Below are 22093 nucleotides of genomic sequence, written 5' to 3'. Positions count from 1 at the left end.
GTGTTCGGCAGGCGATGATCTTGGCGGCTCCCAGCGGCCTGGGGTCGGTCAGCAGCGGCTTCGTCTGCGAAAATGAATAAATCAGGTCCGACTACTTGTGGCGTGGACTCGCCGGCTGGGCTGCCTTCGTCGACATCCGAAACAAGTGTCGAAAGGCCTGAGAAGCCTTTGGCGTTTCCATTTTGTTTGTCGTCAGCAGCCACGGCTCTTCATCTCCTCTTCAAAGCCGCAGCTTCGTATAGACGCCTTCGACCATACAGTCGTCTCCGTCTTCGAAGCGAAGTTGTCCGAACCCAGAAGCCGAAATTGTCAGGTAGGCTTCTTCGCCGAGCGCAAGGGAGAGACAGGTCGATGTCTTGATGTACGAATCTGTTCCGAGGACCTCGTACCAATCATCATCTTCACGACTGACCGTCACCACGTACTTACCAGCCTTCTGCTTCGACAGACCAAAAACCGCCTTCACATCGCACTTGTCCTTGCTGTCGAAGAAGATTAGCTCTCCGCCGTAGCCGGACGCCTTGAAAATGGCCTCTTCAGAGTAGGCATACACGTAGCAGTAGCGCGTCTGGATGATGATGTCTTTGCCGTCGATCTTGTAAACGTTGCTGCCCTTGCGGGTCAGGCTCACCTCATAGTTTTCAGCCAGAACTGGCCCGGCCTGAAGGGTCATCAATGCGGCAAGCGTGGCCAGCAGGGTCTTCTTCATGACCATCGCCTATTGGGTCTGGAAGCTCGACAAGCGGCTTTTCACGAGGTCGAGCTTGGCCTTATGGGCCAGTGGCCTGTTGAAAACACGATTCTGGATTTGGTCGGACACCTTGCTGATGGCGATGTACGCCATGCTCAAGCCAGACTCCCGCTCTGAGGCCTTCTTCTCGACGAAATCGTATGGGAAGTTCTCGCAGAACTCGTGGAAGCCGGAGAACTGCGCGACATCCTTCGTGAATCGGAAGCCGTCTGGGGTCAGGCGCGAGCGCCGTGGATGGTAGAGGTCAACGAAAAAGATGAACCATCCGCTTCCGTCGAATGTCACGGCCTCAAACACGTCCACTTTATCGATGGCCCCGAGGCGATGAAAAAGGATGCGCTGCCCCGACTGCGTTTCGAGTCTGGACAGATATGCCAGTTGACCGATCGGCCCGTTAACCGGGATGGGGTTCGTCTCAGTAAAGCCAAATGGGCCAGAGCCGTTCGGGTCCTTGTCGTAGGCAGGCGCAGATTCCAGCATCGCCTTCATCATTGGATGAACGAGCTCCAACTGGAACTTTTCGTCATCCAGGATGCGATGGATGTGCGCAAGCGCCTCACGTAACGCCTTGTCTTCTTTGTTGCCCCCGAAGAGGTTTGATAAAAATCCCATATAAGCTGCCCCCAAAGTCGAATGGATTACGTCATTGCAGCAGTTCGCTCAGTCGGCGCAGTCCGGGCTTCTTGAAAGCCATGCGAATGAGCTGCTCCAGAATGTGCGTGTTTGCGACGTGAATGTAGGAAATGCCGACATTGGTTTTCTTGTCGTCCTTGGACCCGATGCAGAACGATCCATCAGCATTCCATATCTGCACCTGCCCCCACGTGCACCGCACCCTTTCATTGGCACCCAGAAATTTGTGCCTCACCAGGGTGATGCCATCGTCGTGAAGGAGTGCGTCGCCGAAGTACAGGTCCCGCCCATCCTTCAGCGCTTCCAGCATCTCACCCAGCAGGCGAACGCACACGGCTCGCCAGAGCTTGTCGATAAACTTGCTGTAGATGTCCTCTTTCTTTAGCTCGACAACCGCCTCCGAGCGCTTGTCTCCGAAGGCAATGGTGTAGGTCGTCCCCGTCGGCACGCCGTTGACGGAGTGGCGCACACCACCCCAGCGAACTCGAGTGATCGAATCCAAAGAAAAACTCTGCCCTTTCCATGAGATTCCATCGGGCGAAATACTCAGGGTGTCCTTGAACATCACACCAATTTCAGCGCGATAGGTGATCTCACGCGCCCATTCGTCTCTGCGTGCTACCGCCTGCTTCCGCTCATGGAAGATATCGGCAAGCGCATCCGCATCCTGCTCAACGCGCTCAGATACTTCAGGTAGCTCGGCAAACAACTCTTGAAGCAGGCCAGTCAGCCGTTGGGCCTGCGTCAACATGTCATGCGTGTTGAACAGGTCGATGGCGAGGCTACGTATCTCGTAGGCCAGGTCACGGCTTGCTTCATGATCGATGCCGCGCGCTTTGGCACTCAGCTGGATAGGCTGTGCGACCTTGTCCCAATTACGTGCCACGGCATCAAGCTTGTCCACATACGGCTTGACGGCAGCTTCACCCGAGTTCGCCGAGTCACGGGCGGCTTTGATCAGCTTGTGGACGTTCTCAGCTTCCTTCTGAAGAAAGCCCTGGGTTTCCACTTCGTAGCTATCGACGAGGTCATCGATCAGTTCGGGCGCGTGATCCTCGCCGCCCAACGTAACCTCCTCCACCGTGTCCGTCATGACCTGCACAAGCGTCGTCGGTGGCAGCCTGTCGAGGGCGTCCTTGATGGCGCTGCGATAGTACCGTTTACGTTCCGCCAGTTCGGCTTCGATTTGGTCGAGTGCCCGGACCTCCGGGAAGCCGGAGACGGCACGGTCTTCATTGATGTCGCGCAAGACATCTTCGGGATCGATCTCATCCACGAGGTAAGCAACCTCCTGAATGAAACTCGCCAGATCTTCCGCATCGTGTTCGCTATCCACCGCCTCGAAGGCGGCGGCAAGCAAATTCAAGTGTGCAAGCGTGGGCAAGCCAGACTCCTCCCTGACCGCCATAGGATCATGGAGCAGGTTTTCAACGAGCTGGGATGCCTTTCGCGGAGAAACGCCGGGAAGCCATGCGATCTCCGCGCTCAACCTGGTGCGTGGATTCGTTAGATCAGAGCGTGCCTTCTGGCAGACATCGTGGTCCAGCTCCAAAGACTTCTCTTCAGCCAATTCAACGATTCGCCTGCGGTCGTCGCGGGTGGTCACACCGAGAATCGCGAAGGGCGTCTGATGGAGTGCGGTTGTTTTCAGTGTGCGTTGAACTCGGGCTCGCGGAGATGGGGAATTCCTGGCCAGTTGCGCAGGAGGTGCAGCAACTGGGCGGGAAGATGCCGTTGTTGGCACGGGCTTCGCAGATGCGTCTGATGCCGGTTGAGCACCAAGCATCGCCATAAGCTGCGGGTCCTTCAAAGCTTCTTGCGCCTGAGCCAAAGCATCAGCTGGCACGGAAAGCTTCAAATGATTGCGAAGCTCGTGGCTGTAATGTGCCAGCTGCGTTTTCGACGAGAGGTGATCAGTAAGCACGAGTGACAAAGCCAGCTCGCTGTTTAATCGAGGAGTGGTTCCGCAAGCACCGCAGGCGAGCAATGCACCTGACTTCTCTGAACCACATTTAAAACAAATTGCCATTCCAGAACTCACTCATCGCTCGTAGACGGAAACGCACTTTTCGCCAACCTTTCGATACCCATCATTGCAGTACCAGTTGGAGCCAGACACCCAAGCGTTAGCAGGAACGTTGAGAGCTTCACATTGGTCTCCAACTTTCTTGAATCCATCATTGCAGTACCAATTGGAGCCGGACACCCAAGCATTACGAGGCACATTCAATTTCTCGCAACTGTTGCCGACCTTTTTGTAACCATCGTTGCAATACCAGTTCGAGCCTGACACCCAGGAATTGGCTGGAGGGCCTGATCTCTGCACGCTTGGCGTTGGAGGAACGAACAGTGGTGCAGTCGCGGATGGCGAAGATCGTGATGGGGGGTCCTGGACGACCGGGGCGTTGACACCCGAACCGCGAGCGGAACCTGAAGGAACCTGCCGAAGCTGAAACAGCAACGTCTGGTCTGCTACGCCAGTTGTAGCCAGGCCTCTGTCTTGCTGAAAAGCGATGATGGCGGCGCGAGTGCCCCTTCCCATCAGCCCATCGGCGGGGCCGGCGCTGTAGCCAAGCTCATTGAGCTTCTGCTGAACGGCACGTACCGTCTCATCCGCAACAGGACGCGCCGTTGCTGGTGCCGACAGGGAGCCAGTGGATGGATCGCGAGCGAATCGGCTCCTTCCTTCTGCCTGAAGTTGACCCCGATACGGCTCAACGTCTCGGCGTGCGCTCTCCAAAGCACCGCTTCTATAGCGGAAACGGCCACAGCGACTGTTGTAGTCAGCCACCATGGCATTGAAACGATCGACATCGGAGTCGCTGTAGTTGTTGAGAGCGGCCTTCGCGCCCTCCATGCGGATGTCTTCGGCCAGGCAATACCGAATCTGAGCCGTTGAAAACACCAAGTCCTGACCAACTGGCGGCTTTGATTCTTGTGGCCCGGAGGGGGCTTGCGGTGGAGCAGGCGGCGAATAGCTCGGCGCTGCACTCTGCGCGGGCGGTGAGTAGGCGGGAGCGGGAGCCGGAGACGGAGACGGAGACGGAGACGGAGACGGAGTGTTCTTGTTGGACTGGCCAATGAGCAAAAGCAGGCCAACGACGGCAGCTATGCCCAGTATCCATTTGCCCCCAGACGAGCCAGAAGACGGTTGCGGAGGCTCTTGATACGCCTGACGCTGAGTCGGCTGCTGCGGTCGAGGAGCTTCCGAGTCTGGGCGTTCGGTGGATTTCGTCGAGCCGGCCGATTCTGTCTTGGGTGCAGGAGGGGGCGGTGTCGTGTCCACGTCGGACACGAGCGATGAAAGGCCGGCGAAACCCTTGCCTTCATTTTTCTTGTTGTTTTCTTCCTCCGCTGCCACCACTGTCTCCCTTAGATAAATCCTATGCGCCGCTTTTCGCCGCCTTCACGTTCCCGTGCAGGTGTCGTGCGCAAAGCCGCCAGCAGACTGGCCTGGTCCAGCCTTTCCTTGCCAGAGCGTGCTGCGAGCCTTGCACCTTCCCGCACAACGAAAGCAACGTCGGACAACGGTCGTCCAGCGAGTTCTTGCGCCAGCGGTTTGGAGTCCACGTCTGACTCCTTCGGCAAAGCTGACAGCAGCTTGTCCAGCAGCGACAGCACCTCGAGCTCGCTTGCAAAGTCCACCTTGATGACATGATCGAAGCGTCCCCGGCGCTGGATGGCGGGGTCGATCATGTCAATCCGGTTCGTCATCGCGATGATCAATACCTCGTTCTTCACGGCCTCCGGGATGCGCCGCAGGAACTCAGCCACCTCTTCGACGCGGTGATGGCCCGATCCCATTTCGCGGTCAGCAAGAAACGCCTCCATCTCGTCGATCACGAGAACTGATGGCGCGTTTTCCATCGCCTTGTCGAACACCTGTGCGACCTTCTTGCTGGTCTCGTGGATGTAAGGGCTGGCCACGCTGGATGCGTCAATCTGGAAGCTCGGCCAGCCGAGGAAATCAACCAGTCGCTCGACCGCGAAGGTCTTGCCGGTGCCTGGAGGGCCGTACAGGATCACGGCTGATGGGAATTCGATGCCAAGCGCCTTGTAGCGGTCGCGGTGCAGAATGATGTCAACGATGTGCTCGTTGAAGAAGGTCGCCAGTTCGGGACGCCCCGCGAGTTCGAAGACCTTGTTGGGCTCCGGCTCGGCGCGCTTGACTTCCGCCACCTTCTCGGCAGGAGCAGCTTCCGTTTTCTCGGCAGGCGCCGCTGGCTTGCGCTCCAACGGAATGATTTCCGCGACTTCGAAGCCCGCTGCTTGCACGACATCCTTCAGGTGGCTCGCGCCCAGCCAGCTCATGGTCTGGCGGAGACGGCGGAAGGACGTGGCCGGAATGCTGGTGCCGCCTGTCAGCCAGTAGCCGAGCACGACGTCATCGCCAGTTCGGGAGCTGATGCTGTAGGTTGGCAGCAGCCGCGTGATCTTCTCAACGTAGAGCGCATCCTGGAGCGCCGAATCCGCATCGATATCGCGTGTTGCCTTCAATGCAAGAGCGAAGGCGAGCGCCTCGACCTTGGTATCGGGTGATTTCGCCTCGCTGACCGGGCACAGCGTCTGGCTCGGACCGCAGGAGATGGACCGAAGCTGCTGATCGCCGAACTGGAAGGCGTTGAAGGTCCCGTCATCGATCAGCCCGGCATCTAGCCAATGCTCCACCAGTGCGTCGCGTACGACGAGCGCCCGCCCACCACCTTGGGTCTCAAGGATCTGCCAGTCTGCCCCTTCAAACAGGGTGACGCGCGCCTTCGCACCGTCGGGCAACTTGAAACCGATGGGAAGCCACGCGTCGAGTGCCATGGGTCAACTCCGCACGATGTTCGCGCCAGCAAGCATGTCGTCTTCACCCGCAGAACCGATGCGGATGGAGTCGAGATGGGCTACTACGGCACGAAGCTTGTCGATGTCATTGGCCTTCAACGCCTCCGCTCCCGCAGCCACCAGCTGGGCATGCTCGCGGGCATCTGGGAAGAGGTAGGTATCCTCGGCCAGCCACTTGAAGCGCTCGATGACGAACCAGTCCTGACGCCACAGGATCATGAAGTTGCGACTGCGCAGATCATCCAGGTGCGACTCGAAGTCGCCACTGTTGTTGTCAATCGCGCGCTGCGCCGTCTTGACCAAGTTGTCGAAAGACGAGGCTTCGGTGGGTCTGGCGTGCTGGCGCACCACCTTGTCGAAGAAATCGACTGCCTTGTCCAGTTCCAGCTGGCGAATGTCCTTCAGATGCTCCTTGCGGGTCAGCGCCAGCAGCCGTTTGGCCTCCTGAACGTGATCCATCGCCTGCTTGGCCGTCTCGGGGTCGGCCTCGTCAGTTTTGATAGTGCCCGCCTGCTCCAGCTTCTCCCGAGCCTGCTCCAGACGTGGGTCATCGACCTTGGATGCCATCTCGTCAAGCCGCTGCAAGGTGTGGTCCGACTGCTCCTGGATGTTCTTCGCCTGGTTGGTGTAGTCGACCTTGCCTTCCTGGCTGGAGTAGAAGTTACGCCCGCTCTGGAACGAACCGCTGATTGAAGGGACTGAAACCTCCAGAACGATGTTGCCGGAGTCGAGCACTTCGTACTCGCAGATCAGCTCCGCGCCAGCGGCGATGACACCGTCGTCGAAATCCGTTCCCTTGATCTCAAACATGCCGATGAATCGGTTGTCGTTGATGGGGTCGGAGATGTCGCCCTCCCACAACTTGAACTTGATCGACCCAGCACTTCCAGCCTTGAGAGACTCGCCCGCCTTGAAAGTCTTCTTGCCTTTCTTGGGTAGCTGATCGCCCTCCCGAACGAGATAATCCAAGCTCAAGCGACCACCCACCTTGTCGCGCGCTTCCACGCCGACGGAATGCGATGCCGGGATCGCATCGATGCTGGAGGCGGTGCGTGCGATGACAATCTTGTCTTCACGCAGCGATACGGGCCCGCCGTTGGAATCGAACACAAACACCTTGAAGGTGTTGTCGCCAGGCTTGGTCAGGTTGAGTTCGATACCTGCGCCATCCTTCAGGGCGATGCGTCCGGAAGACCACCCGGTGTCCAGACTGTCAATCTGAAACTCGACTCCAGCCGGAGCAGAACTTCCCAGTTTGGCGACGATCTTTGCCTTCGAGTCCGGCGTGCGCGCGATGTAGTTGAACGACAGATCAAGCGCGCCACCGGCGCTGATGGCTCCTCGGGCGCTCTTGCGTCCACGGCTTTGCGACGCCCAATCGATGGACTCGGCGAAGACCGCTGCGCCTTCCGCAACGGCGGTCATCGGGTTCACATCGGTGGACGGCGCGATACCGAGCTCGAAGGCCACCTTGTCACGCAAAGGCTTGTAGTGGGTTGGGCCACCCACAAAGACAACACGCTCGACGTCGTGTGGGCTCAATCCAGCCTTTTCGAGGGTTTCGCGGGCGGACACTATGGTCTCTTCCACCTTCGGCCCGATCAGACCGTCGTATCGTTTGCGATCAATGGTGATATCGATGTAAATCTCCTCACCCGCCTGATCGCGGACACCGAGTTCGGTCTCGGGCAGACTGACGACGGCCTCTTCCTTCTGCGACAACTCGATCTTTGCCTTCTCTGTCGCCCATGTGGCCATACGCAGCAGGGACTTGAACTGTGGATTGGTCGTCAAGTCTTCCGGAAGATCAAAGTTTTCCAGCAGCCACGGCTTCACGATGTTGTCGAACAGAATCCGGTCGAAGTCGCGACCGCCACACATGGCGATGCCACCGTGCGCGAGAAGTGTCACGCGACCGGAAATACTCTCTGCAATTGCGATGTCGAGCGTTCCACCGCCGAGGTCATAAACGACAAACACGCCGTCATTCTTTCGCTGCCGCATGACGCTCATCACGGCGGCCACCGGTTCTTGCATCAAGGCCACTCGCCCGAGCCCAGCCGCATCAGCGGCAGCCATCGTCGAGTCCTTCTGCATCTGGTTGAACGCGGCTGGAACCGTAATGACGGTACCGGTGTCGCCATCGCCCCGGATCTCTTCCGGCAGGTAGCCGTACAGCGCACGCAGCACCTCGGCAGAGCATTCCTCTGGTGTCATGGTGAGGTTCACCGCCGGCAGCTTGACCGGCGTGCTCGTACCCATGAGCCGCTTGAACAGCACCGCCGCGTTGTCGGGGTTGCGGGCAGCATTGTTGTAGGCGCGCGAGCCGACGTACTTGTTGCCACGCCGGTCAATGAAGATGGCCGACGGCGTGACGTCGTGCTGTTCTGGACTCTTGTAGAGCCGGATCGACTCGCCGTCGAAAGAGCAGATGGCACTGTTGGTCGTGCCCAGGTCGATACCGACGTACTTCATGCTTCCACCTTCCTGAGCATTACCGTGCCTTGTTTGCGCAGGCCGTTCGGCCCCATGATGATTGGCTCCACCATCTGATCGACGAGCAACACGTCGTCAGGGCCGAAGTCCCCGAGGTTCAAAGCAGATGCCGCCATACCCGCGTCGTAGTGCTGCCCCTCGACGTTGACCAGCTTGAGGCCACTCGAGTCGAGGCTCTCCTCGACCTTCTTCTGGAAGTAGCGGAGCTGATTGACATAACGGCCCGACTCACCCGCATCGAGTTTGCTGACGACCTTTCCGAACAGACGCGAGAAACGCCAACTCTCGACAGCGATGTCGATCAGGGATTGCTCCATCTGCTCACTGCTTTCGGCCTGCTGGGTCATCAAATCCTCCTGTGGTTACGTCTTATCGGCTTTTCCGCCCTGCGTTTGCTGCTGAATCCATTCAGTGATCTCCGCCTTGGAGAACCGCCATGTCCCACCAACCTTGAACGCGGGGATCTTCTTGGCTGCGGCCAGCCTGTAGATCGTCCGGTCCGTGACCTTCAGGAACTCTGCGACCTGCTTGAGGGTGAGGATCTCGCCCTCGCTGGTACTTGTAGGCATGGTGATGGCCAGTCTAGGTAAAACTATGACAGAATAGTGCAGAATTTTCAGGGCAGCAATGACATACGTCACGGCGGTCACCCCGCTGTGTGCTGCCCGAGGGCTTTGCTGTAAAAAGGAAGCGGCCCCCGAAGGGGCCGCCAAGTTCAGCAACGCTCAATGCACCAACTGCCGGGCCAGTGCCACCTCCACCGAGTCGCCGTCCTGGTTCAGGACATCGAGTCCGGATTCGGGCACGTCGCCCGATGTGCTCTGCGACACCATGATCTTCTTGGCCATCAACCCCAGGCAGGTCATCTGCGAGGAATTGGCGTAGCCGAGGTAGACCACGCGCACCGGCTGCTTCTGGCCGATGCGCCATGAGCGCCGGGCGGCCTGCTGCAGCGAATACACGTTGTAGCCGGACTGGAGGAACACGATGGTCGGGAACTCCAGCAGGTCCAGGCCGGTTTTCACCAGCTCGGGATTGGTTATGAGCACGTCGATGCCACGGTCCAACTGCTCGGCGATCCAGTCTTCGCGGCGGGAGGCATCCACGCTCGCGCGCAGTACCGCCACCTTGAAGCCTTCCTGCTCCAGCAGCACCTTCAAACGCGACGTGGTGTCGCGGGTGCCGGTGTAGACCGAATAGACCAGGGTCTTGCGACCTTCTGCTTTCTCCTGCTTGCAGATCTCGATCAGCTCGCGTTCCTTGGGCATCACCTCCAGCTCGTTGAACTGAGCCGGGACGAAGGCCAAGGTGTTGCGCGTGCGCGGATGCACCACCGTTTCCGACCGGAAGCAGCAGTCCGGCCAAGCCAGCAGCACGTTGAGGACCACACCGAGCAGCGTCGTGTCGCGCTTCGCCAGGGCCTGCTTCAGCTCCTGGGTCAGGCGACCCGCCAGATCGCGATAGGCCGCAGCTTGCGCCGTGTCCATCGCGACTTCGCGGAACTCCTCGTCGTAGGGCGGCAGCACATTTCCGCCGATGTCCTTCAGCTTGAGGAAGACCGTGAACGGCAGGACGCAACGCAGCACGCCCTTGGGACCGAAACCCGGCGCCTTGACCGTGCGCACCGATACCTTGGTGCCCTTGGCTGTCTTGTGCGCCGTGCCGGTGCTCTCGGAATAGATGTCCTTGAGCACCCCGTGATCGCGCATGAACGCCATCGCGGCCGACGTCATGCTGCCGTTCTTCGTCGGCCGGTAGCCATCTTCGATCATCCGCCCCGGCAGGGCTCGGAACAGCAGGTGGAACAGGTCGTCGCCGTAGCCGCCCATCAGTGTGCCGGTGAGCAGCAGCGTCTTGCGCGCCTTGGCCGCCAACACCCCCATGGCCTGGCCCTGAGCGGAGCCGCCGTTCTTGTACTCGTGCGCCTCGTCGGCGATGAGCAGGTCGAACGTGCCTTGGGGAAGCTGCCTCTTGATGAACTCGGACGGCTGGTAGCCGCCCTCGCCGAAGCCGAACTCCATGTTGGCCATCGCACGTTCCATGCGATGGGCTTGCCGGTCCGAGAAGACCAGCTCGCCGTTGCCATCCATCAGGTTGATGAACTCGTGGATATTGTCCCCGAGCATCGACGCGAGGAAGGCGTCGCCGAACTTCTGCATCAGCTTCTGCGCGGTGACTTCCCCGATGGTTGGAATACGCTTCAGCGCCTTGAGCACGGTCGAGGACTGGTCGCTGGCGGACAGACCTCTGGGACGGATCAACGACCACAGCGGTGCACGGCAGTGGCTGCATTTGCGGCGGGACTCCTCGGCTTCCAGCTCGACCGGGTTGATCGGCTCGCCGTCGAGGTCGGTGATGACGTGCCCGCAAGCCGGGCAGGCCCCCACGTCGCCGTGAGGCGTGCGCCGGCGAACGAAGACAGGTTTCCAGTGGAACCCCATCCGCATCCGCACGCGGCCGAGGACGAAGAACTCCTGGCCCTGCGCCGGCACGCCCAACTGCTCGCGCAGTTTCAGCAGCTTGACCAGCGTGTCCGGGCCATTGAGCACCCAGACCTTGGCACCGGCCACCGTCTCCTGGATTTCGCGCCGCCACTTGTAGACCAGGTGGGGTGGCGAGAGCACCAGGGTGCGGCGGTAGCCTTCGGCGTTGAGCACGGCGGCGGTGGCAATACCCACCGTCGTCTTGCCGCAGCCCATCTCGCCGTTGACGATCGCGGCGCGTTCGCCGCGATCGACCAACAGCTCGGTGACGGCGTGGACCACATCGGCTTGCGCCGGGAACAGCTTGCGCTTGAGCGCGGCGAGGATCAGTTGCCGATGCACCCGCACCTGGCCGGTGTAGACCGGCGGATTGGCGCGGTTGAGCGAATCGAGCAGCTCGTCGCCGAACTCCGATACGAAGTCCTGCAGGCTGAGCGTGAGAGGTGAAGCGGCCGCTTCGAGCAGGTCGCCCTGCACAGCGGTTTCGGGAACAGTTTCGAGATCGAGGGACATGGTGATGCTCCAAAGCAATGGGGCATGCACCTCCCCCACGGGGCGGTGACATGCCCCTGGGTGGGAAGAAAGAAGCGGCGCGAGACCGCTGGATGCGGATCAGTATTCGCTGGGCAGCAGCAGTGTGGTGACGCTGCGATCCCATTCGGTGATGATCCAGAGCTTCTGGTCGGACGTGACCTGGTAGGACGAGAACAGACGATCCTCGCCGGACTTCAGCGCGGCGTCGTTCTGCCGCCGATCGCTGTCGCTCAGGTCGCCCCATTCGCCATGAAGATGGCGGCGCAGGTACGGCGTGGGGTTGAGCCGACCCTGTCGGACCAGCTCGTCGACGCCGGCGGTCATGACCACCTGCCCGGGCGAAAAGCGTGCTTGTGACGCGAGGTTGAGGACTGCGAGTGCCATGGTGGTTTCTCCTTCTGGAAGAAGGGGCCACGGCACCCCCATCGGGGCAACGTGACCCCGGTGGGTGGATGAAAGCGACGGCGAACCGTCAGGGAACAGCGATCAGCGGATGGTCAGCACTTCGCCCCACGTGGGCGAGCCCAGCGTCAAGTCCCATGCACGAATGACCGGCACGAACTTGTCGGTGAGGATGCGTGTCTCGGCCACGGAGCCGTCGTCGCGTTCGGTGTATTCCGTCTGGAGGGTCTTCTCCTTGTGGGTATCACCTTTGACGACGAGCACGCGCGCGCTCTTGGACTTCACTACGCCGGAGATCGCGCCTGCGGCCAAAGCCAGGGCGAGATGCCAGTGCGACAAGGCCCGCGCGGGTGGACGCAGCGATTGCTGCGCGGCGCCCAGGTGCATATCGAGCGCCGGCCAGAGTCCTTGTAGCCGGCCGACTTCATCGGCGAACTGCTCGGGCTCCATCGTCACGCGATAGAAGTGCTCCGGCTCGGCCGGGCTGGCAGGGACGGTGTACGGCAGGAACGGCCATTCGAGCGGCAGTTCCTCGGCTTCGGCGTCACCCTGTCCGATCTGCAGCAGCAGACCGCGCACGGCGTTGGCCGACTCCGACGCCTGGTCGCGCTGGCGAACCCGGCGACCGAAGATCACCACCTGCTTGAACTGCGTCTCCACTGCACGGTAGATGCGCAGGTCGGCGAAGTGGCGCGTCAGCCATCCGACCAGTTCGGCGTCGAGCACGTAGGACGGCACGATGAAGATCAGCACGCCGCCGTACTGCAGCAGCGGCAGCGCCCGCTGATAGAACAGCTTCTCCAGCCGCGCACGGCCCTGGCCCTGATAGCCGATGTTGCCGTTCACGTCCTTGCTCAGGTCGCCATACGGCGGGTTCAGCCACAGCAGCCCGAAGGACTGGCGCGAGATCAGCGTGTCCATCAGGTCACCTTGGATGCAGCGATCGACCAGTTGCCGTGCGTGGCGGGCGCGCTCGGCGTCGTACTCGACGGCGAAGGCCTGGACCTGCTCGCGCCCGAGGGCGTGAGCGGCTTCGGCGATCGCCACGCCTTCGCCGGCGCAGGGATCGAGGATGGACATGGCGCCGGGAGACGGCGCCAGTGCGGACAAGGCCCGCTCCAGCGTCGGTTCGTCGGTGGGGAAGTAGCCGTTACGGATGAAATTGCGCGCCAGGCGCGGAAACATGAGTGTCATGGATTTCTCCTGGTGATGGATGAGGGAAGGCGGGCACGCGCGGCGCGCATGCCCGTGGGGATGGCTCACGCCACACGCCGAAGCGGTGCGTTCGCGGCCAGTTCGTACTGCGTGGCGCCGAGGGTGCCGTTGCGGATCAGCTCGCCCAACGCCTTCGTCAGCGCCGGGACATCGAGGGCCAGCCGATGGCCTTCCAGCGGCCCGAGGGCCAAGGGAAGACCGGTCAGCATCCGCCGTGTCTGCAACACCTCCAGCACGGTGTCGCGCCAGTGGTCGAGCAGTGGCAGCGGGCAGGTGTCCTGCACCAGCGTCCACAGCCGGTCGAGCCGGTGAGCGGAATCCCTGGGCAGAAGCGCCAGCGCGCTGGCGTTGGCCTTGTCTGGCTTCACGCAGCGACGATCGAACAGCCACACATTCGTCAGCGAACCGAACAGCGTTCGCCGATAGGCACGGGTGATGCGCTTTTCCAGGTCCTCGACGTTGCCGACGAAGACCGGGATGGATGCGCCCTGCTCGGTGATGACGTGGAACTGATCCAGTCCCTGTTCATCCCGGCCGAGGGTCAGGCGGGCGAGGAACTCCTGAACGGCGGTGTCGCGCGCCCAGATCGAGAGAAAGACGAGATTGCCCTGCTCGTCACCGACGCAACCGTCGGCCATGAGGTCGGGGCATTCGTCGATGCGGTACAGCGGTTTCGCGGAAGAAGGTGCAGGCATGGTGATGTCCTCTTGAAAATGAAGGAGCAACCACAGCCCGCGGGGCCATGCTCGCCCCGGTTGGGTGGAAGGAAGATGCGTGCCGCTAGACAGCGCGCCCCGCGTGGAAGCGGTGAACCCGCTCGCGCCACTCAGGGCTTTGCACCGGCGCCATGTCGAGATAGCGCAGCGGGCACGAGTAGTAGTACGGATGCACGGACTCGTCGAGGGACTTGTAGCCCCAATCGCCGCCCGAGCTTTCCAGCAGATGGCAGCCGATGTAGCAGACGGACTCACCGGCCACGAGGCCCATGACGCCCGCCTGCCTGGCGGTGACGCGAACCACGGTCCACAGAACGTCGCCGTCCAGCGTGTGGTCGATGACTTCGCAGCAAGCGTGTTCGGACGCCTGCGGAGCGATCAGCTCGCGGATCAACCGATCGCGCGTCTGACGTACGAAGGTCCAGCCCATGAAGGTCTCCTTGAAGAAATGGCCGGAGCCCTCCCCGTCGGGGGAGAACCCCGGCGGGTGGCGGAATGCCGCGCAAGGCGGCGGATGGATCAGGCAGCTTGGAGGTGCCAGTCCTGGGACAGCGGAGCGAACTCGTAGCCCAGCTTGTCGAGACGGTCGCGCTGCTGACGCAGCACACGACGATCCACGGTCGCATCGAGCTTCACGGTCTCGCCCAGGGGCCACAAGGCACCGAACAGCGCCGCGTCGTCTGCCTCGGCCGAGGCCGCAGCGGACACGGGACCCGGTTCGCTGCCGAACGGCGTGGTATCGACCAGGGGATCGCGCGGACTGCGCGGCTTCGCCTTCGGCTTGGCCGGGGGCGATGCCGGCTGGGGCGTCTGCGCTTCCTCGTCGATCGGATCGACTTCCTGCGGACTCAGCCGGCGGGCTTCGTCGCGGCTCAGGGCGTCGATGTTGGACAGCGTCATCCCGCCCAGATGGGCGCGGATCTCGATGACCATGCGGCCGTTGGCGTTGTACGTGGATGGGCGAATCTCGACGATGACGAAATCACCGTCGTACTTGCCCTCGCGGTATTGATCGAGTTCGGCGTTCTTCACGACGAACTCGCCGATCGAGGTCGCCAGGCGGCCGACGTTGAAGTCGCCGTTCCTGCCGTGGATGGTCTTGATGGCCAGTTGGCCGGGGATGGTGATCATGAAGGCCTCCTGCGGGCGAAGAGAGGACAAGGCCCCGAGGATGGGGCCTTGCGGATCAGAACGACTCGGCAACGGCCAATGCGGGGGCATCGGCAGCGTCGTCGGCAGCATCGGCGACGGGCTCGGAAGGCTCCGGTGCCGAGGCTTGCTGCGCGGCGGGCGCGTCGGACGTCACAGGGACTTCCGGGTCCCGCTCGTCGGTCTCGGTCGGCTTGGGTTCGGCCTTGTAGACGAGCTTGCCGTCGACCTTGATCCAACTGACGAACAGCAGGCGGGCCTTGAGGCTCACACCCTGCTCGCCGGCACGCTTGCCCTTGGAGTAGGTGAAGGTGTCGGTCCACAGGTCGCCCAGGCGGAAGCCGATCATCACCTTCTTCTCGGCGTCGACCGCCTGAATGCAGCGGCGCACCAGGTGCTGAGCTTCCGATCCCGATACGCGCGTGTCGAAACGCACATACGAGACGTCATCGCTGGGACCGTTCAGGGCTGCGATGTCGCAGGCCAGGAACGCATCGCCTTTCTTGGGCTTCACTTCGCGGATGCGATTGAGATACCCGAGGCCGGTGATGTGCAGATCGAAGTAGGACTTTTCGGTGGAAGTGGTCATGGTGAATCTCCTGGGAACAATGAGGCGGAGACACACCCGACCCAAGGCGGGGAAGGTGTGGAACCCCCGCGTGGGTTGATGGAACAGCTTGGTGGCATCGCCATCGAGAACCGATGGCCGTTCGCGCATGGATGCCGGTGCGAACTGGAGTGATCAACGCGGTCGGAACCGCATCGCAGCCTTGAAGATCGTGGCTGCCTGGGCATGTCGCTGACGGACGTCAGCGGAACATGGCCGGAAGCGTGGCGCCGGGACGGCGCGCAGGCGAGCGGCAATCGGCACTCGCGGCTGTCCGCATTGCCGGGAAGAAAGAGGCCCCCGGAGCGGGGGCCAGGGATGGGCGGTCAGTTGCCGCTGGGCGTGGAAGGAACCGCCTGCAGCGACAGGTGTGTCGCGGTGGCGGACACGTCGAGGTCGTCCTCGCTGTGCAGGATGCGCGCAAACACGCCCTCCTGCGGATCGAAGAACTCGCCGAAGTCGTCGCCACCGAACTCGGCGCGCGCCAGCTCCCACCAGTCATCGAAGGCATCGACATCCGGGTTGCAGCCAGCGGCATAGGCGATGGTCTTCTGGCGACCATCGGGTCGGCGCTCGCCGCACTCGGCCAGGAAGTACACGCCCTGATCCTTGACCAGGATGACGCGGCATTGATTCGCCACCGCTTCGGCGAGCACGGGCCGCAGCTCCGTGCCTTTGAATCGAACAGTCATGGGTGTGATCTCCAGGGGGCAGGAAAAGAGGCTTCCCGCCGCGAGGGCGGGAAGCTGCTGTGAGATCAGTGCCGGATAGCCTTACGACACGACAGGCACTGCACGCGGATGCGCCGCCAACTCCCGTCGTCGATCAGCCGTTCCAGCGTCTCGCCGAGGGTGTCGAAGAACACCTCATCGACCCGTTCGACCAGCTCGCCGTCGCGGTGCAGCTCCACCGCGTAGAGGTCGAGGCCACGCTCATACAGCACGGTGACGCGACCCTGGAACTTCGTCGTGGCGACGGTGAAGCCGATGGCCGGCGGCGTGCGGATGATGTCGGCGGGCAGCGGATCGACCCAGGTGATGTCCCGCGCGCCGGCATCCACCAGCATGTGGGTGACGCGCCGGAAACCGTCGGGAGCGGGCAACTGCTCCAGTTGGTCGACCAGTTCCTGCAGCTCGGGGCAGCGGGGCTTGGGAATCGGCAGCTTCGCCGGTGCGGACCCGAGCACCAACCGCTTCACCGTGTAGGGCTGGCCGTCGGCGGTGAACTCGGTCTGCTCCTCGGGCGTGTCCGCCCGCTGACCGTCGAAGCGGCGTCTGACATAGGGTTCGACCTGCACCTTGGCGCCCTCGTCGGGCACTTCGGTCACGAGCGTGCGATCGAGCACCGCGAACTCGGCTCGTCCCGTCTTGACGACGATGGCCTCGTCGGTGGTGGCGATGACCTTGCCCTCGAAAGGCTTCGGGTCGATGTGAAAGCCCAGCGTCGAAACCTTGGGCTGGCCGTCGAAGATGTTGAATTTGAACGAACGGACGTTGGAAGGCACATGACCGACAACGAGCGTCGGCATCTGTGCGCGGATGGCTTGGGTATCCATGGGGAGACTCCTTGTGGCAACCAAGGGACTCCCGCCCGCAAGGGAGGTCTGTCCCTTGAGGGTGAGGTGGATGGACGCGGGTGCGCCCGGAGAACGAAGCAACCAGCACGGCGAACCGCGCCGCAGTCTTGAAGGTCTCGACTGCCTGGGCATGCTGCCGGCAACGCCAGCGAACATGCGGCCAGCGTGCGGCACATGGCGGCGACCGTCCGTTGGGAATCGGCAATGCGCCGGCACCGCGTTCCGCGAAAAAGAAGAGCCCCGACGTGGGGGCTCGAATGGGTTGCGGGTTACTCGTCGTCGTAGAGCGTCAGCCCGTCCAGCACTGGCGCGTCGGCATCGAACACCAACATGCGAACGTCGGCGAGCGCAGCCAGGTGCAACACTTCCACGAGGGACTCCGGCACGCCCTTGGCCCGGTGCTCCTGCCGCAGCTCTTCGGCGGTGATGCCCTCGACATGCTGCAGGTTCGCATCCGTCCAGGGCGTGGCGACCAGCTTCACGCCGACCGCCGGGCTGTAGGGAATGCGGAAGGCCACGAACAGAAAACCGCTCGGCGTGGCGATGTCCGCCAGTTCGGCGAGGAAGCGACCGGCCTCCTCGGTGATGTGCGCCGAACTGATTTCCCAGGCACGGCTGTAGAACCCGGTCTCGAAGCGCAGGCGGCGTACCACCTCGCGCGCGGCTTCCTCGGAGTAGGTATCGCCGACGTGCAGCGGCTGGCCGGCTTCTTCGGCCATGACGGCGTAGACGAGGTTTCGGGCGATACCGTGGCTGGGGCACTGCGCGTCCAGCTCGGGCGGCACGTTCTGGCCCTCGGTGATCAGCGCGAAGTCGTCGCAGAAGACGCAGGCATGGCGCTCGACCTGGCTGTCCGGCAGGTGCGACTGCGAGACGTGCAGCGGCAGATAGCTCAGCGGGCAGTCGTCGTCGTAGGAAATCGCCAGCAGCCGCTGCACGGACAGGCCATCGTAGCCGCGGACGAAGGGTTTTTTGGAATGAGACATGGGATTCCTCCAGCAGAGGATGGCCGAGGCAATCCCCTGCCGGGGATTGAACCCCAGCGAGTGGATGAAGTGGCAGCCGGTCAGCCGGCCGCGGCGTCGGGCCGCCCTGGTGGCGGGCGGTGCAGGTCAGTGGAAGATGCTGATTCGGGACATGGCCGCTCCTGCGAAAGGAAGGAGGGACATGGCCCCGAACGGGGACGCATGTCCCTCGTGGGGTGGGATGAAAAGACGGCGGGTTGCCAGGCGCGGCTCACCAGCCGTTGTAGTGCAGCGTGAGGTCGGCGATGACCTGGCGCCGCTCCAGATCGAGGCCGCCGAAGTCGGACAGCCCCTCGAAGCCGCAACGCTTGAGCATCGCGCCGCCCTCGCGGGAGTTGTAGAAGCTCACCATCGCGGACAGGAACATGCGTTGACCGCTGCTCAGCACGCCCAAGGCGTCGTTGAGCATCAGCATGTTGGGCCGCAGGTCCCACTTGGTGGTGGCACGCTGCAGACCTTCGCGTGTGCCGTCGCCGAACCACTCGTGGCCGGCGATCTGCGCGCCGCGCTTCCAGGCCTCGAAGAAGGCCTGCGGTGCAGCGTCGAAGTGCGCCTGTTCCAGCGCCATCTGATCGAGCACGTCTTCGGGTAAAGACAGATTCATGAGAGAACTCCTTGAAGGGTGGGAATCAGGGGTGAGCGCGCTGTGTCCAGGCATGGGTACCCAGGGCGCGCTGTGCTGCGAGGTGGGTCGGGAAATACTCGACGGACTCCCGCGATACCGGGCCTTCGTCGTCTTGCGTGCCGATGTAGTGGCCGGCCGCGCTGCGCAGCACCTGTAGCGGCAAACGCTTGCCGGTCCAGGCCAGCGCCAGCGCACCACTGCGCACTGCGGTTGCAGAGGAAGATGCAGAAGGTTCAGACATGCCGTGCTCCTTGGTGGGTCGAGGAGCACGCATCCCGTAGAGGATGGAGTTCCCCTCGGGTGGTTGAGAAAAGTGCATCGTCGCCAGGCCGGCGAGCGTCCGCGGTGGGCGATGCGAAGCGGACTGGATCGGTCGACGCGGCGAACCGCGTTGCAGTCTTGAAGACCGGGACTGCCAGGGCATGCCGCTGACGACTGTCAGCAACGCATGGCGTGAGGATGGGCGCGAGGCATGGCTGCCGTCGCAGGGAAAACCGAATCGCGGACGGTCCGCTTTTAGGGCAATGGCCCGCGTCACGGGACAAGGCAAGGACCAGGGCGCCGAAGGCCACGCGGGCCTTCGGCTGGAGAGGAAGGAAAACCACCTGTGGGCTGCGTCAGCGCAGGCCGTCGTCAAAGCCGTTCGCTGCGTCAGCAATCGCACCCGGCCCGTTTCGTGGCTGGGGCCGGAAACCTCTGGCGTGCATCCACACACAAAGGGAGCCCGATGTTTCGCCGGCGGGCACCGGCACGGAATACCCTCGGCCCAAGGGGCCTCCTCACGGCTCGCGCGGCGGCAAGGCGTCAGGAAGCCCCTCGTGACCGAGGCAAGGCACACCGATCAAGGGAATGGCGGCGGGCGCGATTCGTGGAGCAATGACCTTCTCGCCCCGTCGCCCGATGGCGGGCAGACGGGGCGCGCACACCGTTGCAGAAGGAGACGCGCGCTTTGGAGTCCCGCGCGGTGCGGGACGTTTGCCTCGCCGCCAGTGAAGGGCCGGCGCGGCAGGGGGAAGCGAGGATCAGGACGCCTTGGAGGCAGCGCGCCGCTTGCGCGGTGCGCTGCGCCGGCCCGTCGGGGACTCGATCGGCAACGTGCCGTTGCAGTCCGGGTAGCGCGAGCAGGACCAGAACGCGCCGCTTTTGCCCGTGCGCTGCTGCATCGGTGCGCCGCACTGCGGGCAGGCCGGCGCCGGCGGCAGCTTGAGCGAGAGCGTTGCGCCGCGGTACTGCTGCACGAGCTGACCGACCCACACGGACTGCTTCTCGATGAAGGTGTCCAGCGCCATCTGGCCGGCCTCGATCATGTCCAGCGCCTGCTCCCACACCGCCGTGGTGCCGGGGTCGGCGATGGCCGAGGGCACCGCGTCGATGAGCGTGAATGCCGCGTCGGAAACGCGGACGGCGCGGCCTTTCTTGACCAGGTAGCCGCGACCGATCAGACCGTTGATGATGTTGGCGCGTGTCGCCTCGGTGCCGATGCCGGTGGTATCTCGCAGCTTCTGTTTCAGCCGCGGGTCGGTCACGAACTTGGCGACGGTCTTCATGGCCTTGATCAGCTCGCCCTGCGTGTAGGGCTTGGGCGGCAGCGTCTTCAGCGCCTTGAGATCCACCTTGCCGACCGGGCAGGACAGGCCCGCATGCAGCGCCGGCAGCACCTGGCTGCGCTGCGCATCCTCGCCGTCGGCATCGTCCGGCCCCGACGTCGCCAGCACCTCGCGCCAGCCGGTGACGGCGATCTGCTTGCCCACGGCCGCCAGCGACTGACTGCCGCACGAGAACTGCGCTACCGTCCGGTCGAACTCATGGTGCGGGAGGAACTGCGCGAGGTAATGAGCGCGGATCAGCCGGTAGACGGCCAGTTCCTTCTCGTTCATGGCCGACAGGTTGGCGGGCTCCAGCGTCGGGATGATGCCGTGGTGAGCCGTCACCTTGCCGTCGTTCCAGGCGCGCGAACGCTGGTTGCGGTCGAGCTGGCCGATCAAGGGCCGCAGGCTGGGATCGGTGGCGAGCAGTGCATCGAGCACCGCCGGCACTTCCGCGAGCATGCTTTCGGGCAGGTATCCCGAGTCGCTGCGCGGATAGGTCGTCGCCTTGTGCGTCTCGTACAGCGCCTGCGCGATGTCCAGCGTCTCCTGCACGTCGAGGCCCAACTGCTTGGAGCACACCTCCTGCAGCGTGCCCAGGTCGAACGGCAGCGGCGGTGCCTCGCGCACGCGCTCGGTGTCCACCGACACGACCTGCGCATCGCGTGCGGCGCGAATGCAATCCGCAGCCTGCTGCGCCACCGGCTGCTGAAGGCAGCGACCCGCTGCATCGGTGCTGCCTTCGGGCGGTATCCAGCTCGCGGTGAAGGACCGGCCGGCATGGGATAGCAGCACGTCCACGGCCCAATACGGCACAGAGACGAAGCGCGCGATCTCGCGATCACGATCCACCACCAACTTCAGCGTCGGCGTCTGCACGCGCCCCACCGACAGCACGCCGGTGTAGCCGGCCTGCCGACCTAGAAGCGTAAACAGCCGGCTCAGGTTCATGCCGATCAGCCAGTCGGCACGCGAGCGGGCCAGGGCCGAGTAGTACAGCGGCAGCGTCTCGGCGGACGGCTTGAGCGCACCCAGCGCCTTGCGGATCGACGCATCGTTGAGCGCCGACAGCCACAGGCGCTGAATCGGCCCGTGGTAGCCGCACAGGTCGATGATCTCGCGGGCGATCATCTCGCCCTCACGGTCGGCGTCGGTCGCAATCACCAGCTCGCCCGCCTTGGCGACGAGCTGCTGCACGACCTTGAATTGCGCCGCGGTCGCCGCCTTGGGCTCGACACGCCAACGCTCAGGAAGAATAGGCAGTTGCTCGATGGCCCAGCGCTTGTATTGATCGCCGTAGCCTTCGGGCGGAACCGCCTCCACCAGATGACCGATGCACCAGGTCACGACGACACCGGCGCCACTGTAGCAGCCGTTGCCGCGGTGGCCGGCACCCAGCACACGGGCGATGTCCTTGCCCTGGGACGGCTTCTCGCACAGGAACACGCGCATGAAGCCTCCTTGA

Annotated in this window: 22 protein-coding genes; all 22 read right to left on the bottom strand. The window is 62.9% G+C overall.

From position 1 onward, the window contains the following. Nucleotides 1-203: hypothetical protein (locus ABD104_RS24140; RefSeq protein WP_343928356.1), on the bottom strand; the 203-nt coding region annotated here is incomplete at its 3' end. 17 nt (nt 204-220) lie between these two features. Then, nucleotides 221-709, bottom strand: coding sequence for a hypothetical protein (locus ABD104_RS24135; RefSeq protein ID WP_019751259.1), 489 nt, complete (start codon nt 707-709; stop codon nt 221-223). 9 nt (nt 710-718) lie between these two features. Beyond that, on the bottom strand, nt 719-1363 hold the full coding sequence (locus ABD104_RS24130) for a hypothetical protein (RefSeq protein ID WP_023912262.1): 645 nt from the start codon (nt 1361-1363) through the stop codon (nt 719-721). 31 nt (nt 1364-1394) lie between these two features. Continuing rightward, a complete protein-coding gene (locus ABD104_RS24125) occupies nt 1395-3425 on the bottom strand; it encodes a hypothetical protein (protein ID WP_337141473.1) in 2031 nt (676 codons plus the stop codon). After that, nucleotides 3426-4178 carry a peptidoglycan-binding domain-containing protein gene (locus ABD104_RS30360; RefSeq protein ID WP_425543357.1) on the bottom strand — a complete coding sequence of 251 codons (753 nt, stop codon included), beginning with the start codon at nt 4176-4178 and terminating at the stop codon, nt 3426-3428. A gap of 578 nt (nt 4179-4756) precedes the next feature. Beyond that, nucleotides 4757-6193, bottom strand: coding sequence for an ATP-binding protein (locus tag ABD104_RS24120; RefSeq protein ID WP_138411747.1), 1437 nt, complete (start codon nt 6191-6193; stop codon nt 4757-4759). Between the two features lie 3 nt (nt 6194-6196). After that, entirely contained in the window at nt 6197-8689 is a 2493-nt protein-coding gene (locus ABD104_RS24115) for an Hsp70 family protein (RefSeq protein ID WP_138411748.1), read from the bottom strand. Further along, nucleotides 8686-9057, bottom strand: a complete 372-nt coding sequence (locus tag ABD104_RS24110) for a hypothetical protein (protein WP_138411749.1) — start codon at nt 9055-9057, stop codon at nt 8686-8688. Before ABD104_RS24110 ends, ABD104_RS24115 begins: the two co-directional genes overlap by 4 nt. A 15-nt stretch (nt 9058-9072) precedes the next feature. Next, nucleotides 9073-9360, bottom strand: a complete 288-nt coding sequence (locus ABD104_RS24105) for a helix-turn-helix domain-containing protein (RefSeq protein ID WP_343928355.1) — start codon at nt 9358-9360, stop codon at nt 9073-9075. A gap of 75 nt (nt 9361-9435) precedes the next feature. Continuing rightward, a complete protein-coding gene (locus tag ABD104_RS24100) occupies nt 9436-11706 on the bottom strand; it encodes a helicase-related protein (RefSeq protein WP_174236860.1) in 2271 nt (756 codons plus the stop codon). A gap of 99 nt (nt 11707-11805) precedes the next feature. Beyond that, nucleotides 11806-12111, bottom strand: a complete 306-nt coding sequence (locus tag ABD104_RS24095; protein WP_017462937.1) for a hypothetical protein — start codon at nt 12109-12111, stop codon at nt 11806-11808. Between the two features lie 102 nt (nt 12112-12213). Next, nucleotides 12214-13323, bottom strand: coding sequence for a DUF6094 domain-containing protein (locus ABD104_RS24090; RefSeq protein WP_343928354.1), 1110 nt, complete (start codon nt 13321-13323; stop codon nt 12214-12216). Between the two features lie 65 nt (nt 13324-13388). Further along, entirely contained in the window at nt 13389-14039 is a 651-nt protein-coding gene (locus tag ABD104_RS24085) for a hypothetical protein (RefSeq protein WP_011805437.1), read from the bottom strand. Nucleotides 14040-14124: 85 nt separating this feature from the next. Next, nucleotides 14125-14490 (bottom strand): hypothetical protein, encoded by a 366-nt coding sequence (locus ABD104_RS24080; RefSeq protein ID WP_011805438.1) that lies wholly within the window; start codon nt 14488-14490, stop codon nt 14125-14127. Nucleotides 14491-14579: 89 nt separating this feature from the next. After that, entirely contained in the window at nt 14580-15191 is a 612-nt protein-coding gene (locus ABD104_RS24075) for a DUF3275 family protein (protein WP_011805439.1), read from the bottom strand. A gap of 55 nt (nt 15192-15246) precedes the next feature. Further along, nucleotides 15247-15798 carry an STY4534 family ICE replication protein gene (locus ABD104_RS24070; protein ID WP_019751268.1) on the bottom strand — a complete coding sequence of 184 codons (552 nt, stop codon included), beginning with the start codon at nt 15796-15798 and terminating at the stop codon, nt 15247-15249. Nucleotides 15799-16142: 344 nt separating this feature from the next. Beyond that, entirely contained in the window at nt 16143-16508 is a 366-nt protein-coding gene (locus tag ABD104_RS24065) for a DUF3085 domain-containing protein (RefSeq protein ID WP_019751269.1), read from the bottom strand. Between the two features lie 65 nt (nt 16509-16573). Next, nucleotides 16574-17371 carry a hypothetical protein gene (locus ABD104_RS24060; RefSeq protein WP_011805442.1) on the bottom strand — a complete coding sequence of 266 codons (798 nt, stop codon included), beginning with the start codon at nt 17369-17371 and terminating at the stop codon, nt 16574-16576. 290 nt (nt 17372-17661) lie between these two features. Continuing rightward, nucleotides 17662-18378, bottom strand: a complete 717-nt coding sequence (locus ABD104_RS24055; RefSeq protein WP_011805443.1) for a DUF5983 family protein — start codon at nt 18376-18378, stop codon at nt 17662-17664. Between the two features lie 250 nt (nt 18379-18628). Next, complete coding sequence (locus ABD104_RS24050; RefSeq protein ID WP_003141051.1) at nt 18629-19021, bottom strand: hypothetical protein; 393 nt, start codon at nt 19019-19021, stop codon at nt 18629-18631. Between the two features lie 25 nt (nt 19022-19046). Then, the gene (locus ABD104_RS24045) at nt 19047-19283 is read right to left on the bottom strand and encodes a hypothetical protein (RefSeq protein WP_031755004.1); all 237 of its coding nucleotides are present in this window, start codon (nt 19281-19283) and stop codon (nt 19047-19049) included. A gap of 781 nt (nt 19284-20064) precedes the next feature. Continuing rightward, nucleotides 20065-22080 carry a DNA topoisomerase III gene (locus ABD104_RS24040; protein ID WP_343928353.1) on the bottom strand — a complete coding sequence of 672 codons (2016 nt, stop codon included), beginning with the start codon at nt 22078-22080 and terminating at the stop codon, nt 20065-20067. Between the last annotated feature and the right edge of the window lie 13 nt (nt 22081-22093).

This window comes from Pigmentiphaga daeguensis, from assembly GCF_039523035.1.
Classification (GTDB): Bacteria; Pseudomonadota; Gammaproteobacteria; order Burkholderiales; family Burkholderiaceae_B; genus Pigmentiphaga; species Pigmentiphaga daeguensis.
Note: the sequence above shows the minus strand (reverse complement) of the source record. Positions and strands in the feature narration are given on the sequence as shown.